Genomic DNA, 14,138 nt, shown 5'->3' with positions numbered 1-14,138 from the left:
GGGTACAATCACGGGCTGTCCCGCGAGGGCCTCGCCCCCGGCCGTGCGCCGCGGCGCGCTCCCAGGCTCCGCGCCGATTCGCAACCTTCCACCGGAGAACCTTCCATGTCCAAGAAGCCCGTCCGCGTCGCCGTCACCGGCGCCGCCGGCCAGATCGGTTACGCCCTCCTGTTCCGCATCGCCTCGGGCGAGATGCTCGGCAAGGACCAGCCGGTGATCCTGCAGCTGCTGGAGATCCCGGACGAGAAGGCGCAGAAGGCCCTCAAGGGCGTGATGATGGAGCTCGAGGACTGCGCGTTCCCGCTGCTGGCCGGCATGGAAGCGCATAGCGACCCGATGACCGCGTTCAAGGACACCGACTACGCGCTGCTGGTCGGCTCGCGTCCGCGCGGCCCGGGCATGGAACGCGCCGAGCTGCTGGCCGTCAACGGCGCCATCTTCACGGCGCAGGGCAAGGCGCTGGACAAGGTCGCCAGCCGCAACGTGAAGGTGCTGGTGGTCGGCAACCCGGCCAACACCAACGCCTACATCGCGATGAAGAGCGCGCCCTCGCTGCCGCGCGAGAACTTCACCGCCATGCTCCGCCTGGACCACAACCGCGCCCTGTCGCAGATCGCGGCCAAGGCCAAGGTCGCCGTGGCCGACATCGAGAAGATGACCGTGTGGGGCAACCACTCGCCGACCATGTACGCCGACTACCGCTTCGCCACCGTGGGTGGCAAGAGCGTCAAGGACATGATCAACGACCAGGCCTGGAACGCCGACACCTTCCTGCCCACCGTGGGCAAGCGCGGCGCCGCCATCATCGAGGCGCGCGGCCTGTCGTCGGCTGCCTCGGCCGCCAACGCCGCCATCGACCACATGCGCGACTGGGCGCTCGGCACCAACGGCAAGTGGGTCACGATGGGCATCCCGTCCAACGGCGACTACGGCATTCCCAAAGACGTGATGTTCGGCTTCCCGGTCACCACGGCCAACGGCAAGTACGAAGTCGTCAAGGGCCTGCCGATCGACGAGTTCAGCCAGGACCGCATCAACAAGACGCTGAAGGAACTGCAGGACGAGCAGGCCGGCGTCGCGCACCTGCTCTGACCTTGCACCCGCGCACCGTCCTTCTCGGCGCCCAGGCGCGCACCGGCCACCTGCCGGTGTGCGACCACTACAGCGGCGTCGAGGCGCGCATGCGCAAGAGCCTGCAGCTGCAGGCCGACATGGCCCGCGAGTTCGGCGCCTGCGTCTTCGACGTCACGCTCGATTGCGAGGACGGCGCGCCTGCGGGCGCGGAAGCCGACCACGCGAAGCTGGTCTCCGAGCTGGCGCTCGGCGCCGAAGAGGGCATGCGCGTCGCCGTGCGCGTGCATGCCGTCGACCATCCCGCCTTCGCGGACGACGTCCGCACCATCGTCGGCGGCGCCGGCGCGCGGCTGGCGCACGTGATGATCCCCAAGGTCGAGTCGGTGCAGGACATCGAAACGGCCGTTCGGGCCGTCGACGCGGCTGGCGCTCCCGCGCTGCCGCTGCATGCGCTCATCGAATCGCCCGCCGCCGTGCACCGCGCCTTCGACATCGCCTCGCACCCGCGCGTGCAGTCGCTCAGCTTCGGCCTGATGGACTTCGTGTCGGCGCATGGCGGCGCGATTCCCGAAGCCGGCATGGGCGTCGAGGGCCAGTTCACGCACCCGCTCGTGGTGCGCGCCAAGCTGGAGATCGCGTCGGCGTGCCACGCGCACGGCAAGGTGCCTTCGCACAGCGTGGTCACCGAGTTCAAGGACCCGGCCGCCATGCGTGCGGCCGCGCGCCGTGCGACCACCGAATTCGGCTTCACGCGCATGTGGAGCATCCACCCTGACCAGGTCCGTCCCATCCTCGAGGCGATGGCGCCGACGGGCGACGAGGTGGAACTGGCCGTGCGCCTGCTGCTGGCCGCGCAAGCGGCGGCGTGGGCGCCGATTTCCTTCGACGGCAAGCTGCATGACCGCGCCAGCTACCGTTTTCATTGGCAGGTGCTCGAGCGCGCCCAAGCCACCGGCCGGCCGTTGCCGGCCGGCGCGCGCGCGTGGTTCGACGCCGCCGCCTGACCCAGGAGTCCCGATTTGCGTCTTTCGCTGACCACCACCACCGCGCTGGCACTGCTGCTCGCGGCCCCTGCGTTCGCGCAGACGACCCCCAAGGCACCGGGCAAGCCGGCTGCGAAGGCACCGGCCGCCAAGGCCAAGCCGAAACTGGCCAGGAGCGCGCAGAAGGCGGTCGAGGAAGTCACCCCGATCGATGACGACCCGAACGTCAAGCTCACCGACGACGACCTCGAAGTCGCCAAGCGCGTGGACACCGGCGAGCTGCCGTGCGAACTCGGCGCCACGGTGAACGTCAAGCCCGCGCGCCGCGCCGGCCTGTTCGTCGTCACGACCAAGGGCTACCGCTTCCTGATGCACCCGGTGGAAAGCCGCACGGGCGCCATCCGGCTGGAAGACCCGAAGCGCGGCGCGATGTGGCTGCAGCTCGGGAACAAGTCGATGCTCATGAGCCAGAAGCTCGGGCAGCGCCTGGCCGACGAATGCCAGAGCCCGAAGCAGAAGGACATGGCCGAGGACCTGAAGCGCAACCCGCGCCCGAGCATCCTCGATGCGCCGCAGCCGGCCGCGTCGGCATCGCGCGAATCGCTGCCGCCCGGGACGCCCGCGTCCGCTGCACAGGGCCTGAACCTGCCGCCCGCGCCGCAAACGGTGCCCGCATCGGCTCCCACACCCGCCCCCACTTCGGCGCCCGCCGCGTCCCCGGCGTCCGCCCCGGCCCAGTGACCTGAATCGAGACCAGACGGAGAGACCACCACATGTTGCAGGACTACGTGAAGCATGTCGCCGAGCGCGCCGCGCTCGGCATCCCGCCGCTGCCGCTGAACGCGAAGCAGACGGCCGACCTCATCGAGCTGCTGAAGAACCCCTCGCAGGCCGAGGCGGATTTCCTGCTCGACCTGGTCACCCACCGCGTGCCGGCGGGCGTCGACGACGCCGCCAAGGTGAAGGCCAGCTACCTCGCGGCCGTCGCCCTGGGCAGCGAGAAGTGCATGATCATCAGCCGCGCCAAGGCGACCGAGCTGCTGGGCACCATGCTCGGCGGCTACAACATCAGCCCGCTGATCGACCTGCTGGACGATGCCGAAGTCGGCGCCGTCGCGGCCGACGCCCTCAAGGGCACGCTGCTGATGTTCGACCAGTTCCACGACGTCAAGGAAAAGGCCGACAAGGGCAACGCCAACGCCAAGGCCGTGCTGCAAAGCTGGGCCGACGCCGAGTGGTTCACCGGCCGCCCCGAACTGCCGCAAAGCCTCACCGTCACCGTCTTCAAGGTGCCCGGCGAAACCAACACCGACGACCTGTCGCCCGCGCCGGACGCGTGGAGCCGTCCGGACATCCCGCTGCACGCGCTCGCGATGCTGAAGAACAAGCGCGAAGGCGCGCCGTTCCAGCCCGAGGAGGACGGCAAGCGCGGCCCGATCAAGCTGATCGAGGACCTGAAGGCCAAGGGCCACCCGGTCGCCTACGTCGGCGACGTCGTGGGCACCGGTTCGTCGCGCAAGTCGGCGACCAACAGCGTGCTGTGGTGGACCGGCCAGGACATTCCGCACGTGCCGAACAAGCGCTTCGGCGGCGTCTGCCTGGGCGGCAAGATCGCGCCGATCTTCTACAACACGATGGAAGACGCGGGCGCGCTGCCGATCGAGCTGGACACCAGCAAGATGGAGATGGGCGATGTCATCGAGCTGCGCCCGTACGAAGGCAAGGCGCTGAAGAACGGCGAAGTCATCGCGACTTTCGAAGTGAAGAGCGACGTGCTGTTCGACGAAGTGCGCGCCGGCGGCCGCATCCCGCTGATCATCGGCCGCGGCCTCACCGCCAAGGCGCGCGAAGCGCTGGGCCTGCCGCCCTCGACGCTGTTCCGCCTGCCCAAGCCGCCGGTCGATTCCGGCAAGGGCTTCACGCTCGCGCAGAAGATGGTCGGCCGCGCCTGCGGCCTGCCGGAAGGGCAGGGCATCCGCCCCGGCACGTACTGCGAACCGAAGATGACTTCGGTGGGCTCGCAGGACACCACCGGCCCGATGACGCGCGACGAGCTGAAGGACCTGGCCTGCCTGGGCTTCTCGGCCGACCTCGTCATGCAGTCGTTCTGCCACACGGCCGCGTACCCGAAGCCGGTGGACGTGAAGACGCACCACGAGCTGCCCGCGTTCATCTCCACGCGTGGCGGCGTCGCGTTGCGCCCCGGTGACGGCGTGATCCACAGCTGGCTGAACCGCTTCCTGCTGCCCGACACCGTCGGCACCGGCGGCGACTCGCACACCCGCTTCCCGATCGGCATCAGCTTCCCGGCCGGCTCCGGCCTGGTCGCCTTCGCGGCCGCCACCGGCGTCATGCCGCTGGACATGCCCGAGAGCGTGCTGGTGAAGTTCAAGGGCCGGATGCAGCCCGGGGTCACGCTGCGCGACCTGGTCAACGCGATCCCGCTGTACGCGATCAAGCAAGGCCTGCTGACCGTCGCCAAGGCCGGCAAGAAGAACATCTTCTCCGGCCGCATCCTCGAGATCGAAGGACTGCCTGACCTGAAGGTGGAACAGGCGTTCGAGCTGTCCGACGCGTCGGCCGAGCGTTCGGCCGCGGCCTGCACCGTGCACCTGAACAAGGAGCCGATCATCGAGTACATCAAGAGCAACATCACCTTGATGCGCTGGATGATCTCGCAGGGCTACGCCGATGCGCGCACGCTGGCGCGCCGCATCGCCGCGCAGGAAGCCTGGCTGAAGAACCCGCAGCTGCTCGAGCGCGATGCCGACGCCGAGTACGCGGCCGTCATCGAGATCGACCTGGCCGAGATCGGCGAGCCGATCGTGGCGTGCCCGAATGACCCGGACGACGTGAAGACGCTGTCCGACGTCGCCGGCGCCAAGATCGACGAGGTGTTCATCGGCTCGTGCATGACCAACATCGGCCACTTCCGCGCCGCGTCCAAGCTGTTGGAAGGCAAGCGCGACATCCCGGTGAAGCTGTGGGTGGCGCCGCCGACCAAGATGGACCAGGCGCAGCTGACCGAGGAAGGTCACTACGGCGTGCTCGGCGTCGCCGGCGCGCGCATGGAGATGCCCGGGTGCTCGCTGTGCATGGGCAACCAGGCGCAGGTGCGCGAAGGCGCGACGGTCATGTCCACGTCGACCCGCAACTTCCCGAACCGCCTGGGCAAGAACACCAACGTGTACCTGGGCTCCGCCGAACTGGCCGCTATCTGCTCGCGCCTGGGCAAGATCCCGACGCGCGAGGAGTACATGGCCGACATCGGCGTGCTCAACGCCAACGGCGACAAGATCTACAAGTACATGAACTTCGACCAGATCGAGGACTACAGCAAGGCCGCCGACACGGTGCCCGCGTAAGCAGCGCCGCAAGAGCAGGAAAGGGCCGCACTCGCGGCCCTTTTTCCTTGCGGGAGCAGGGTTGCCCGGCGCTGGCTAGCATCCCCGCATGGCCTCCCCCGACCTGATCGTCCTGCATGAGCATCCCGAGTGGCAGAAGCCGCTCTTCGCCGCACTGCGCGCACGCGGCATCGCGTTCGAGGCGTTCGACGTCACGAAGGCGGCGTTCAGCAACGTGGATGCGCCGCGCGCGAAGCTGTACTTCAACCAGGCCAGCCCCAGCGCCTACCTGCGCGGCAACACGCGCGCGGTGCCGCTCGCGCTCGCCTACATGCGAACGCTCGAACGCCTCGGCGCGCGCGTTCTCAATGGCGCCGACGTGTTCGCGCTGGAGTTGAGCAAGAGCGTCCAGGCCACGTTGCTGCGCACGCTGGGCGTCGACACACCTCGATCGGTGACGTTCAACGACACGCGCGCCCTGCGCGAGCAGGCCCGCAACATCCGCTGGCCCGCGGTGCTCAAGCCCGACCAGGGCGGCAGCGGCGCCCGCATCCAGGTGGTGGAATCCTTCGAGGAGGTCGACGCCATCTTCGACCGCGACCCGTCGGTGTGGCAGCCCGACAACCTGTTCCTGCTGCAGGAGTACCTGCCGCACGACCCCGAATTCGGCATCGTGCGAATGGAGTTCCTCGGCGGCGAGTTGCTGTACGCCATGCGCGTCGTGACGCACGGTCGCTTCAACCTGTGCCCCTCGCCGGTGTGCAACCCGGACGACGGCGAAGGCATCTGCGAGATCCCGGACACGCCTGCGCCGCCGCCGGAGTTCTTCGCCTATCCCGAGGTGCCGCGCGAAGCGGTCGAGACGGCGAAGAAGATCGTGCGCGCGGCCGGCCTGGACGTCGGCGGCATCGAGTACCTCGAGACGCCGGATGGCCGCCGCGTCTTCTACGACGTGAACGCGAACTCGAACCTGCGCCCGTCGGTGGCCGAAGCGTTCGGCTTCGACCCGTTCGAGCGCGTCGTCGACTTCCTCGAGGCGCAGCTCGAGGCCGTCCCCGCCTGAGTGCGGTCGCGCGCCTCAGTGGGCGCCGACCGACACCTCGTGGTGCTCGCCCATCGTCGGGCGCTCGCCGCTCACGGCCGCCGCGGCCATCTTGAACAGCTGCGTCGGCTTGCTCTCCTTGACGTCCCAGTACTCGGCGCTGGTGATGTGCACCTCGACGAGTTCCAGGTCGGGGTCGCCGGCTCCCTTCGGGAACCAGGCCTTGGCCATCGGGTTGAACAGGCGCTGCTTGGCGTCCATGTCCTCGCTGATGGTCGCCGTGCCGGTGATCGACACGTAGTGGTCCTTGTGCGGGTCGCTGTAGGTGACGTTGACGTTGCCGTCCACGCGCAGCCGCGAGCCCACCTCGGTCGTGCGGCTGACGAAGAAGTACAGCACGCCCTTCTCGCCGAGCTCCTTGTTCTGGGTGGTGAGCGGGTGCGAGTGCAGCCCGCCGTCGGTGTGGCGGTGCGTCAGCATCCCGAAGCGGATGTCCTTGATCATCTCCCACAGCTTCTGCTGCGGCGTCTTGTCCTTGCTCATGGGCGTCCTCGTTGCGGTGGTTCGTTCCATGCTGCGGTCGCGTCGCGCCGCCGCGGGTCGGAAGCAGCCACGCTTTCCCGTGCGCGACCGCCGACACCGTGACGAACCTGACAGGAGAGGGCCAGCCCATCAGGGATGACCCTGAATGGTGCATGCCGGGTCCGCCGCATCATGGGTGAGCCATGCGCCACGCCGTCCCCCACGCATGAAACTCGTCAAGTCCGAAGCCGGCCAGAAGGTCCTCAAGGACCGCTCCGTGCCCCTGTCCCCGCGCCAGCGCGCGGCCTTCATCCTGTTCGACGGCAGCAAGACCGTCGACCAGGTGCTGGCCGCGACCAACGCGGTCGGCGTCACGCGCGACGACGTCGACTACCTGCTGCAGCTCGGGCTGCTCGAACTGCCGTCGGGGGCCGCGGCGCCGGACCTCGCACCGGCGGCCGCTGCCCCGGTCGCCGCTGCCCCGGTGGCCGCACCGCCGTCGCGGCCGAAGCCGCAGGAGCAGCCCGAGGCCGCTGCTCCCGCCGGCGAACGGACGCCGCAGGAGCGCTACCAGGCCGCGTATCCCATTGCGACGAAGCTCACGGCGGGCATGGGCCTGCGCGGCTTCCGCCTCAATCTCGCGGTGGAGCAGGCGATGAACTACCAGCAGCTGTGCGAGGTGGCCCCGCGCATCAAGGACGCCGTGCCGCCCGGCGCTTACCTCGAGCTGCACCGCGCGCTGTACGGCTAGGCGGGCAGCGACTCGCCGAGCCGGCGCAGCGCATTGGCCGTCTGCGCATCGGCCGGCAGGAAGGTTTCCAGCGTCAGTTCCTGCAAGGTCACGTCGACCGCGGTGCCGAAGACCGTCGTCGTGCTGAGCAGGTTCAGCACCTCGCCGCTCGCCGTCCTCAGCCGCAGTGGCAGCGCGATGCCCACGTGCTCGCCGGGCAGCTTGCCGTCGGCATCGTCCGGGGGAGCGGGCAGCGCGAGCAGTTCCTCCAGCAGCGACGCCAGCACGCCGTCGCCGGTGGCGTGCACCTGCTGCCGCAGGCGCTCCAGCAGGTGCCCGCGCCACTGGGCGAGGTTGACGATGGAGGAGGCGACGCCTCGCGGGTCCAGGCTGATGCGCAGCACGTTCACCGGTGGCGTGAGCAGCGCGGGGTCCGCGCCCGCCAGCAGGTGGGGCAGCATCCGGTTGGTCGCGACCAGGTTCCAGTGGCGATCGGCCGCCAACGCCGGCCACGGTTCGTGCGCGCGCAGGATCTGCTCCACCGCCTGGCGCGCGGGCGCGAGTTCGGGGTCGTCGAACGGCCGCTCGCGGTACATGGGCGCGTAGCCGGCGGCGACGAGCATCGCGTTGCGTTCGCGAAGCGGCACCTCCAGGCGCGCGGCCAGGCGGATCACCATCTCGCGGCTCGGTGCGGACCGGCCGGTCTCGACGAAGCTCAGGTGGCGCGTCGACACCTCGGCTTCCTCGGCCAGCGCCTGCTGGCTCAGGCGCCGGTGCTGGCGCCAGTGCCGCAGGTGGGCGCCGAAGGGCTGGAGGGACGCGCGGCGGGACGGCTGGAGGGCAGCTTGCATGGCGCCATGCTAGGGCTTGTGGCAGGCCCGTTCCATGACCTCGCACGTCATGGACCGGGCGCATGGGGGCACCGAGCATCCGGGCTCCACTTCCAAGGAGAGACCATGCAAGCTTCCACGACCCTCCTGCGCCGCGTCCTGTGGGCGGACGCCGCCACCTCCGTGGCCTGCGGGGTGATCCACGTCGCGGCCGTCGACACCTTGTCGCGCGTCCTGGCCTTGCCCTCGGCACTGCTCTTCGAGACCGGCCTGTTCTATCTCGCCTACGGCGCGCTGGTGGCGTGGGCCGCCAGCCGCGCCGAGCCGCCGCGGCCGCTGGTGCTGCTGTTCGCGTTCGGCAACATCGGCTGGGCGCTGCTGTGCGTCGCCGCGCTGGCCGGGCCCTGGCTGCACCCCAGCCTCGCGGGCGGCGCGTGGATCGCGCTGCAGGCGCTCGTCGTGTTCGCGTTCGGCGAACTGCAATGGTGGTGCAGCCGGCGTCCGCGTCACGCGCTGGCCTGAGCGGAGGGAGCGCGCGCCTTCTTCCTTCTTGTATGCTGTCCCGCTTCCCTTCATTGCATTCCATGTCGCGCGTCTTCAACTTCAGTGCCGGCCCGGCCGTCTTGCCCGAACCCGTGTTGCGGCGTGCCGCCGCCGAGATGCTGGACTGGAACGGCAGCGGCATGTCCGTGATGGAGATGAGCCACCGCGGCAAGGAATTCATCGCGATCCATGCCGAAGCCGAAGCGCTGCTGCGCGAGCTGCTCGGCATCCCGGGCAACTACAAGGTGCTGTTCATGCAGGGCGGTGCGATCGGCGAGAACGCGATCGTCCCGATGAACCTGATCGGGCGCACGGGCCGCGCCGACTACGTCTCCACCGGCGACTGGTCGGAGCGCTCGCTGGCCGAGGCGCGCAAGTTCGGCACCGTCAACGTCGCCGCGACCTCGCAGGACACGAACTTCACGCGCATCCCCGCGCGTGACACGTGGCGGCTGGACCCCGGCGCCGCCTACGTGCACGTCTGCTCGAACGAAACGATCCGCGGCGTGCAGTACCACTGGACGCCCGACACCGCCGGCGTGCCGCTGGTGGCGGACATGTCGTCCGACATCCTGTCGCGGCCCATCGACGTGTCGCGCTACGGGCTGATCTACGCCGGCGCACAGAAGAACATGGGGCCGTCGGGCCTGACGGTCGTGATCGTGCGCGACGACCTGCTGGGGCACGCGCTGCCGATCACGCCGTCCGCCTTCGACTACAGGCTGCAGGCGGAGCACGACTCCATGTACAACACGCCGCCGACGTACGCGATCTACGTCGCGGGGCTGGTGCTGCGGCACGTGAAGGACCTCGGCGGCCTGCCGGCGGTGGAGCAGCACAACCGTGCGAAGGCGAAGCTGCTGTACGACTTCCTGGACCAGAGCCGCTTCTTCCGCAACGAAGTGGCGCTGCAGGACCGCTCGCTGATGAACATCCCCTTCCACCTGAAGGACACGGCGCTCGACGCGGCCTTCCTGAAGGGGGCGCAGGACCGCGGCATGGTGCAGCTCAAGGGCCACCGCATCTCGGGCGGCATGCGCGCATCCATCTACAACGCGATGCCCATCGAGGGCGTGCAGGCGCTGGTGAAGTACATGCAGGAGTTCGAGCGCGAGCACGGCTGACGCGCGGCTGGCTCGGCGGCGCCCACGTTCCCACGACGGTCATCCCCCGGCGGCACAATGCTTGGCGACACGAACGACGGAGGACCGATGACGCACGCTTTCGAACGCACACGCCGGCAGTTCAGGGCCGGCACGAGGACCGGGCAGTTCTACTCGCTCCCGGCGCTCGCCGAAGAGTTCCCCAACATCCGCCGCATGCCGGTGTCCATGCGCATCGTGCTGGAGTCGGTGCTGCGCAATTGCGACGGCCTGAAGGTCACGCCCGAGCACGTGCGCGAGGTGGCCAGCTGGAAGGCCAACGCGGCGCGCACGGAGGAGATCCCCTTCGTCGTCGCCCGCGTCGTGCTGCAGGACTTCACCGGCGTGCCGCTGCTGGCCGACCTGGCCGCGATGCGCAGCGCCGCCAGCCGCCTGGGTCGCAAGCCCGGGACCATCGAGCCGCTGGTGCCCGTGGACCTGGTCGTCGATCACTCGGTGATGGTCGACCACTACGGCACGAAGGACGCGCTCGACCTGAACATGAAGCTCGAGTTCCAGCGCAACAAGGAGCGCTACGAGTTCATGAAGTGGGGCATGCAGGCGTTCAAGACCTTCGGCGTCGTGCCCCCCGGCTTCGGCATCGTGCACCAGGTGAACCTGGAGTACCTCGCGCGCGGCGTGCACAAGACCGCTGACGGCGTGTACTACCCGGACACACTGGTCGGCACGGACAGCCACACGACGATGATCAACGGCGTCGGCGTGGTCGCCTGGGGCGTCGGCGGCATCGAGGCCGAAGCGGCGATGCTGGGCCAGCCGGTGTACATGCTCACGCCCGACGTCGTCGGCTTCGAGCTCACCGGCCGCCTGCGTGAAGGCTGCACGTCCACCGACCTGGTGCTGACCATCACCGAGCTGCTGCGCAAGCACAAGGTGGTCGGCAAGTTCGTCGAGTTCTTCGGCGCGGGCACGCGCACGCTGGCGGTGCCGGACCGCGCCACCATCGGCAACATGGCGCCCGAGTACGGCGCCACCATGGGCTTCTTCCCGGTCGACGAGAAAACGATCGAGTACTTCCGCGGCACCGGCCGCGACAAGGAGGAGATCGAGGCGCTGGAAGCGTACTTCCGCGCGCAGGGCCTGTTCGGCATCCCGCTTGCCGGCGAGTGCGACTACTCGCAGGTCGTGAAACTGGATCTCGGCGACGTGACGCCCAGCCTGTCCGGGCCCAAGCGCCCGCAGGACCGCATCGAGCTCGGCAAGGTCGCGGGCACGTTCCGGACGCTGTACTCCAGGCCTTCGGCGGAGAACGGTTTCAACATGCCTTCGGAAACGCTGCAGACGCGCCACCTGTTGCACTCCGGCGGCGAGGAGCCGCTGGACAAGGTGCCGGCGAATCCGCCGGTCAGGCCGGCGGCGCTCGTGTCCGAGACCGAGATGGAATACAACAAGCCGACGCTCGCGTCGGCGCAGCACGAGGCGCCCTCGACGCCCACCGTCCGCGAAGACATCACCATCGGCAACGGCGACGTGCTGATCGCGGCCATCACCAGCTGCACCAACACGTCCAACCCCAGCGTGCTGCTGGCGGCGGGGCTGCTGGCGAAGAAGGCGGTGATGGCGGGCCTGCGCGTGCAGAAGCACATCAAGACGTCGCTGGCGCCTGGCTCGCGCATCGTGACCGAGTACCTGCAGAAGGCGGGGCTGCTGCCTTACCTGGAGCAGCTTGGGTTCACCGTCGCGGGCTATGGCTGCACGACCTGCATCGGCAACTCGGGCGACCTCGCGCCGGAGATCAACGAGGTGATCACCAAGGGCGACCTGGTCTGCGCGGCCGTGCTGTCCGGCAACCGCAACTTCGAGGCGCGCATCCATCCGAACATCAAGGCCAACTTCCTCGCCAGCCCGCCGTTGGTGGTGGCGTACGCGATCGCGGGCACGGTGCTGCGCGACCTGATGACCGAGCCGGTCGGCAAGGGCCATGGCGGCAAGGACGTGTGGCTGGGCGACATCTGGCCCACCACCGACGAGATCCACAAGTTGCTCAAGTTCGCCATGGACGGCAAGGCCTATCGCAACAACTACGCGAAGGTGAAGACCGAACCCGGCGAGCTGTGGAAGGGCATCCAGGGCATGAGCGGCGAGACCTACCGCTGGCCCACCAGCACCTACATCGCGGAGCCGCCGCTGTTCAAGGGCTTCACGCCGCAGCCGCCCGCCAACGACCCGGGCCAGGACATAGCGGTGCGCCAGGCGCGCGTCATGGCGCTGTTCGGCGATTCGATCACCACCGACCACATCTCGCCCGCGGGCTCCATCAAGGAGAGTTCGCCGGCCGGCAAGTGGCTGCTGGCGCACGGCGTGCAGAAGCCGGACTTCAACAGCTACGGTGCGCGGCGCGGCAACCACGAGGTGATGATGCGCGGCACCTTCGCCAACGTGCGCATCAAGAACCTGATGCTGCCGCCGCGGGCGGACGGCTCGCGCGAGGAGGGCGGCGTGACGCTGTACCGGGACGCGCAAGGGGGCACCGAGAAGATGCCGATCTTCGACGCCGCGATGAAGTACATGGCCGAGGGCCGTCCCACGGTCATCTTCGCCGGCGAGGAATACGGCACCGGCTCCTCACGCGACTGGGCGGCCAAGGGCACGCAACTGCTCGGCATCAAGGCGGTGGTCGCGCGCAGCTTCGAGCGCATCCATCGCAGCAACCTGGTGGGCATGGGCGTGTTGCCGCTGCAGTTCCAGGGCGAGGACAGCTGGGAGCGGCTCGGCCTGGACGGCTCGGAGTTCGTCGACGTGATCCCCGATCCGCAGCTGCGGCCGCAGAGCGACGCCAAGGTGGCGATCCGCAAGGCGGATGGAAGTACGCGGGAGATCACGGTCACGCTGCGCATCGACACTGCGATCGAGGTGCAGTACTACCGCCATGGCGGGATTCTTCCGTTTGTTCTCAGGCAGCTCCTGGCTGCCTAGGACTAAGCCGCGGCGCGCCCGAATCGCGCCGCGGCGGCGTCGGCGAGGAAGCGCATCGCATAGGCCGCCACGGGGGACGGCGTGCGGCCGGAGAGCGTGACGATGCCCAGGTGCGACAGCTGCTGCGGCAGGTCGCGCGGCAGCACCTCGTGGATCTCCTTGCGCTTGATGTCCTCGGCCAGCAGGTCCGCGCTGGAGATGATCACCGTGTCGCTGTCCAGCGCCATGCGCCTGAGCAGGTAGGTGTCGTCGCACTCCACCGCGATCGGCAGCTTGGCGTCCGGCGGCTGGCCCACCAGCTTGAGCAGGCGCGCGGTCGTGTCCGGCGGCAGCCGGCCGGTGGCGATGCCGTAGCCCAGCACGTCGGCCAGCACCACGTGGCGGCGCGCGAGCAGCGGATGCCCGTGCCGCACGTACAGCCCGCCCGGGATGGTGCCGATGCGCTGGATGTGGAACGCGCCGTCGCGTGGCACGTCCACCGTGTTGGCCACGAAGAACTCGTGCTCCTCGCGCCGCACGCAGTTGACCAGGTGGTGCGCGTTGTTCACGTGCACGCAGACGCGTACGCCGGGGTAGCGCTTGCGCACGTCGGCGAGCAGGGAAGGGACGATCGACGCGGCAGGGAAGGGGCCGGAGCCGAAGCTGAGGTCGCCGACGGCGCGGTCCCGGTACAGGAGCACGTCGCGTTCGAGGTTGCGGGTCTGCTGCAGCAGGCTGCGCGCGCGTTCGACGACGAAGGCGCCGGCGGGCGTGGGCTTGGCTTCCTGCGTGCCGCGGTCGAACAGCTTCAGGCCGAGCTCCGATTCCGCGGCCTGGATGCTGCGGCTGAAGGCCGGCTGGCTCAGGTGCACCCGTTCCGCCGCGCGTCGGAAGTTGCCTTCTTCCGCGAGGGCCACGAGGTGCTGGAGGCGGCGGATGTTCATCGTTGCGCCTGACGCATCAAATCTAGCAAAGCAATGCATCGGAAGCAAAAGCCCGCCACGGAATAATC

General features: G+C 69.1%; 12 protein-coding genes. 9 read left to right on the top strand and 3 right to left on the bottom strand.

The window, feature by feature from the left end; all coding sequences use genetic code 11:
* Nucleotides 1-105 precede the first annotated feature (105 nt).
* The 5 genes from I8E28_RS16835 (at nt 106) to I8E28_RS16815 (ending at nt 6,464) form a co-directional block, all read left to right on the top strand.
* Nucleotides 106-1,092, top strand: a complete 987-nt coding sequence (locus I8E28_RS16835; protein ID WP_200789269.1) for a malate dehydrogenase — start codon at nt 106-108, stop codon at nt 1,090-1,092.
* Nucleotides 1,089-2,078: an HpcH/HpaI aldolase/citrate lyase family protein gene (locus I8E28_RS16830; RefSeq protein WP_239027461.1), complete on the top strand. Its 990-nt coding sequence runs from the start codon at nt 1,089-1,091 to the stop codon at nt 2,076-2,078. The genes I8E28_RS16835 and I8E28_RS16830 overlap by 4 nt, the downstream gene beginning before the upstream one ends.
* Before the next feature lie 15 nt (nt 2,079-2,093).
* On the top strand, nt 2,094-2,798 hold the full coding sequence (locus tag I8E28_RS16825; RefSeq protein ID WP_338050794.1) for a hypothetical protein: 705 nt from the start codon (nt 2,094-2,096) through the stop codon (nt 2,796-2,798).
* Between the two features lie 32 nt (nt 2,799-2,830).
* Nucleotides 2,831-5,422 carry a bifunctional aconitate hydratase 2/2-methylisocitrate dehydratase gene (acnB, locus tag I8E28_RS16820; RefSeq protein WP_200789268.1) on the top strand — a complete coding sequence of 864 codons (2,592 nt, stop codon included), beginning with the start codon at nt 2,831-2,833 and terminating at the stop codon, nt 5,420-5,422.
* Nucleotides 5,423-5,510: 88 nt separating this feature from the next.
* A complete protein-coding gene (locus I8E28_RS16815; RefSeq protein WP_200789267.1) occupies nt 5,511-6,464 on the top strand; it encodes an ATP-grasp domain-containing protein in 954 nt (317 codons plus the stop codon).
* A gap of 15 nt (nt 6,465-6,479) precedes the next feature.
* Here I8E28_RS16815 and I8E28_RS16810 read toward each other — a convergent pair whose 3' ends face one another.
* Nucleotides 6,480-6,986, bottom strand: coding sequence for a pyridoxamine 5'-phosphate oxidase family protein (locus I8E28_RS16810; protein WP_200789266.1), 507 nt, complete (start codon nt 6,984-6,986; stop codon nt 6,480-6,482).
* A gap of 205 nt (nt 6,987-7,191) precedes the next feature.
* Between I8E28_RS16810 and I8E28_RS16805 the strand changes: the two genes are divergently transcribed.
* Nucleotides 7,192-7,716, top strand: coding sequence for a hypothetical protein (locus tag I8E28_RS16805; protein ID WP_200789265.1), 525 nt, complete (start codon nt 7,192-7,194; stop codon nt 7,714-7,716).
* Here I8E28_RS16805 and I8E28_RS16800 read toward each other — a convergent pair.
* Nucleotides 7,713-8,546 carry a helix-turn-helix domain-containing protein gene (locus I8E28_RS16800; RefSeq protein ID WP_200789264.1) on the bottom strand — a complete coding sequence of 278 codons (834 nt, stop codon included), beginning with the start codon at nt 8,544-8,546 and terminating at the stop codon, nt 7,713-7,715. The genes I8E28_RS16805 and I8E28_RS16800 overlap by 4 nt on opposite strands.
* Nucleotides 8,547-8,651: 105 nt before the next feature.
* Here I8E28_RS16800 and I8E28_RS16795 point away from each other — a divergent pair, with 105 nt between their 5' ends.
* The 3 genes from I8E28_RS16795 to I8E28_RS16785 all read left to right on the top strand — a co-directional run bounded on the left by I8E28_RS16795 (nt 8,652) and on the right by I8E28_RS16785 (nt 13,147).
* Entirely contained in the window at nt 8,652-9,047 is a 396-nt protein-coding gene (locus I8E28_RS16795; protein WP_200789263.1) for a hypothetical protein, read from the top strand.
* 62 nt (nt 9,048-9,109) lie between these two features.
* Nucleotides 9,110-10,192 (top strand): 3-phosphoserine/phosphohydroxythreonine transaminase, encoded by a 1,083-nt coding sequence (gene serC, locus I8E28_RS16790; RefSeq protein ID WP_200789262.1) that lies wholly within the window; start codon nt 9,110-9,112, stop codon nt 10,190-10,192.
* 87 nt (nt 10,193-10,279) lie between these two features.
* Nucleotides 10,280-13,147: an aconitate hydratase gene (locus tag I8E28_RS16785; protein WP_200789261.1), complete on the top strand. Its 2,868-nt coding sequence runs from the start codon at nt 10,280-10,282 to the stop codon at nt 13,145-13,147.
* A gap of 2 nt (nt 13,148-13,149) precedes the next feature.
* Here I8E28_RS16785 and I8E28_RS16780 read toward each other — a convergent pair whose 3' ends face one another.
* Nucleotides 13,150-14,070, bottom strand: a complete 921-nt coding sequence (locus I8E28_RS16780) for a LysR family transcriptional regulator (RefSeq protein WP_200789260.1) — start codon at nt 14,068-14,070, stop codon at nt 13,150-13,152.
* Nucleotides 14,071-14,138: the final 68 nt, after the last annotated feature.

It is taken from the genome of Ramlibacter algicola, assembly GCF_016641735.1.
GTDB classification, from domain to species: Bacteria; Pseudomonadota; Gammaproteobacteria; order Burkholderiales; family Burkholderiaceae_C; genus Ramlibacter; species Ramlibacter algicola.
This window is presented reverse-complemented; position numbering and strand designations above follow the sequence as displayed.

What these genes read in the sequence shown, in the direction of transcription:
- serC (WP_200789262.1), top strand. Translation starts at nt 9,110, where the DNA reads ATGTCGCGCGTCTTCAACTTCAGTGCCGGCCCGGCCGTCTTGCCCGAA.
- I8E28_RS16795 (WP_200789263.1), top strand. Translation starts at nt 8,652, where the DNA reads ATGCAAGCTTCCACGACCCTCCTGCGCCGCGTCCTGTGGGCGGACGCC.
- I8E28_RS16800 (WP_200789264.1), bottom strand. Translation starts at nt 8,546, where the DNA reads ATGCAAGCTGCCCTCCAGCCGTCCCGCCGCGCGTCCCTCCAGCCCTTC.
- I8E28_RS16805 (WP_200789265.1), top strand. Translation starts at nt 7,192, where the DNA reads ATGAAACTCGTCAAGTCCGAAGCCGGCCAGAAGGTCCTCAAGGACCGC.
- I8E28_RS16835 (WP_200789269.1), top strand. Translation starts at nt 106, where the DNA reads ATGTCCAAGAAGCCCGTCCGCGTCGCCGTCACCGGCGCCGCCGGCCAG.
- I8E28_RS16785 (WP_200789261.1), top strand. Translation starts at nt 10,280, where the DNA reads ATGACGCACGCTTTCGAACGCACACGCCGGCAGTTCAGGGCCGGCACG.
- acnB (WP_200789268.1), top strand. Translation starts at nt 2,831, where the DNA reads ATGTTGCAGGACTACGTGAAGCATGTCGCCGAGCGCGCCGCGCTCGGC.
- I8E28_RS16810 (WP_200789266.1), bottom strand. Translation starts at nt 6,986, where the DNA reads ATGAGCAAGGACAAGACGCCGCAGCAGAAGCTGTGGGAGATGATCAAG.
- I8E28_RS16815 (WP_200789267.1), top strand. Translation starts at nt 5,511, where the DNA reads ATGGCCTCCCCCGACCTGATCGTCCTGCATGAGCATCCCGAGTGGCAG.
- I8E28_RS16780 (WP_200789260.1), bottom strand. Translation starts at nt 14,070, where the DNA reads ATGAACATCCGCCGCCTCCAGCACCTCGTGGCCCTCGCGGAAGAAGGC.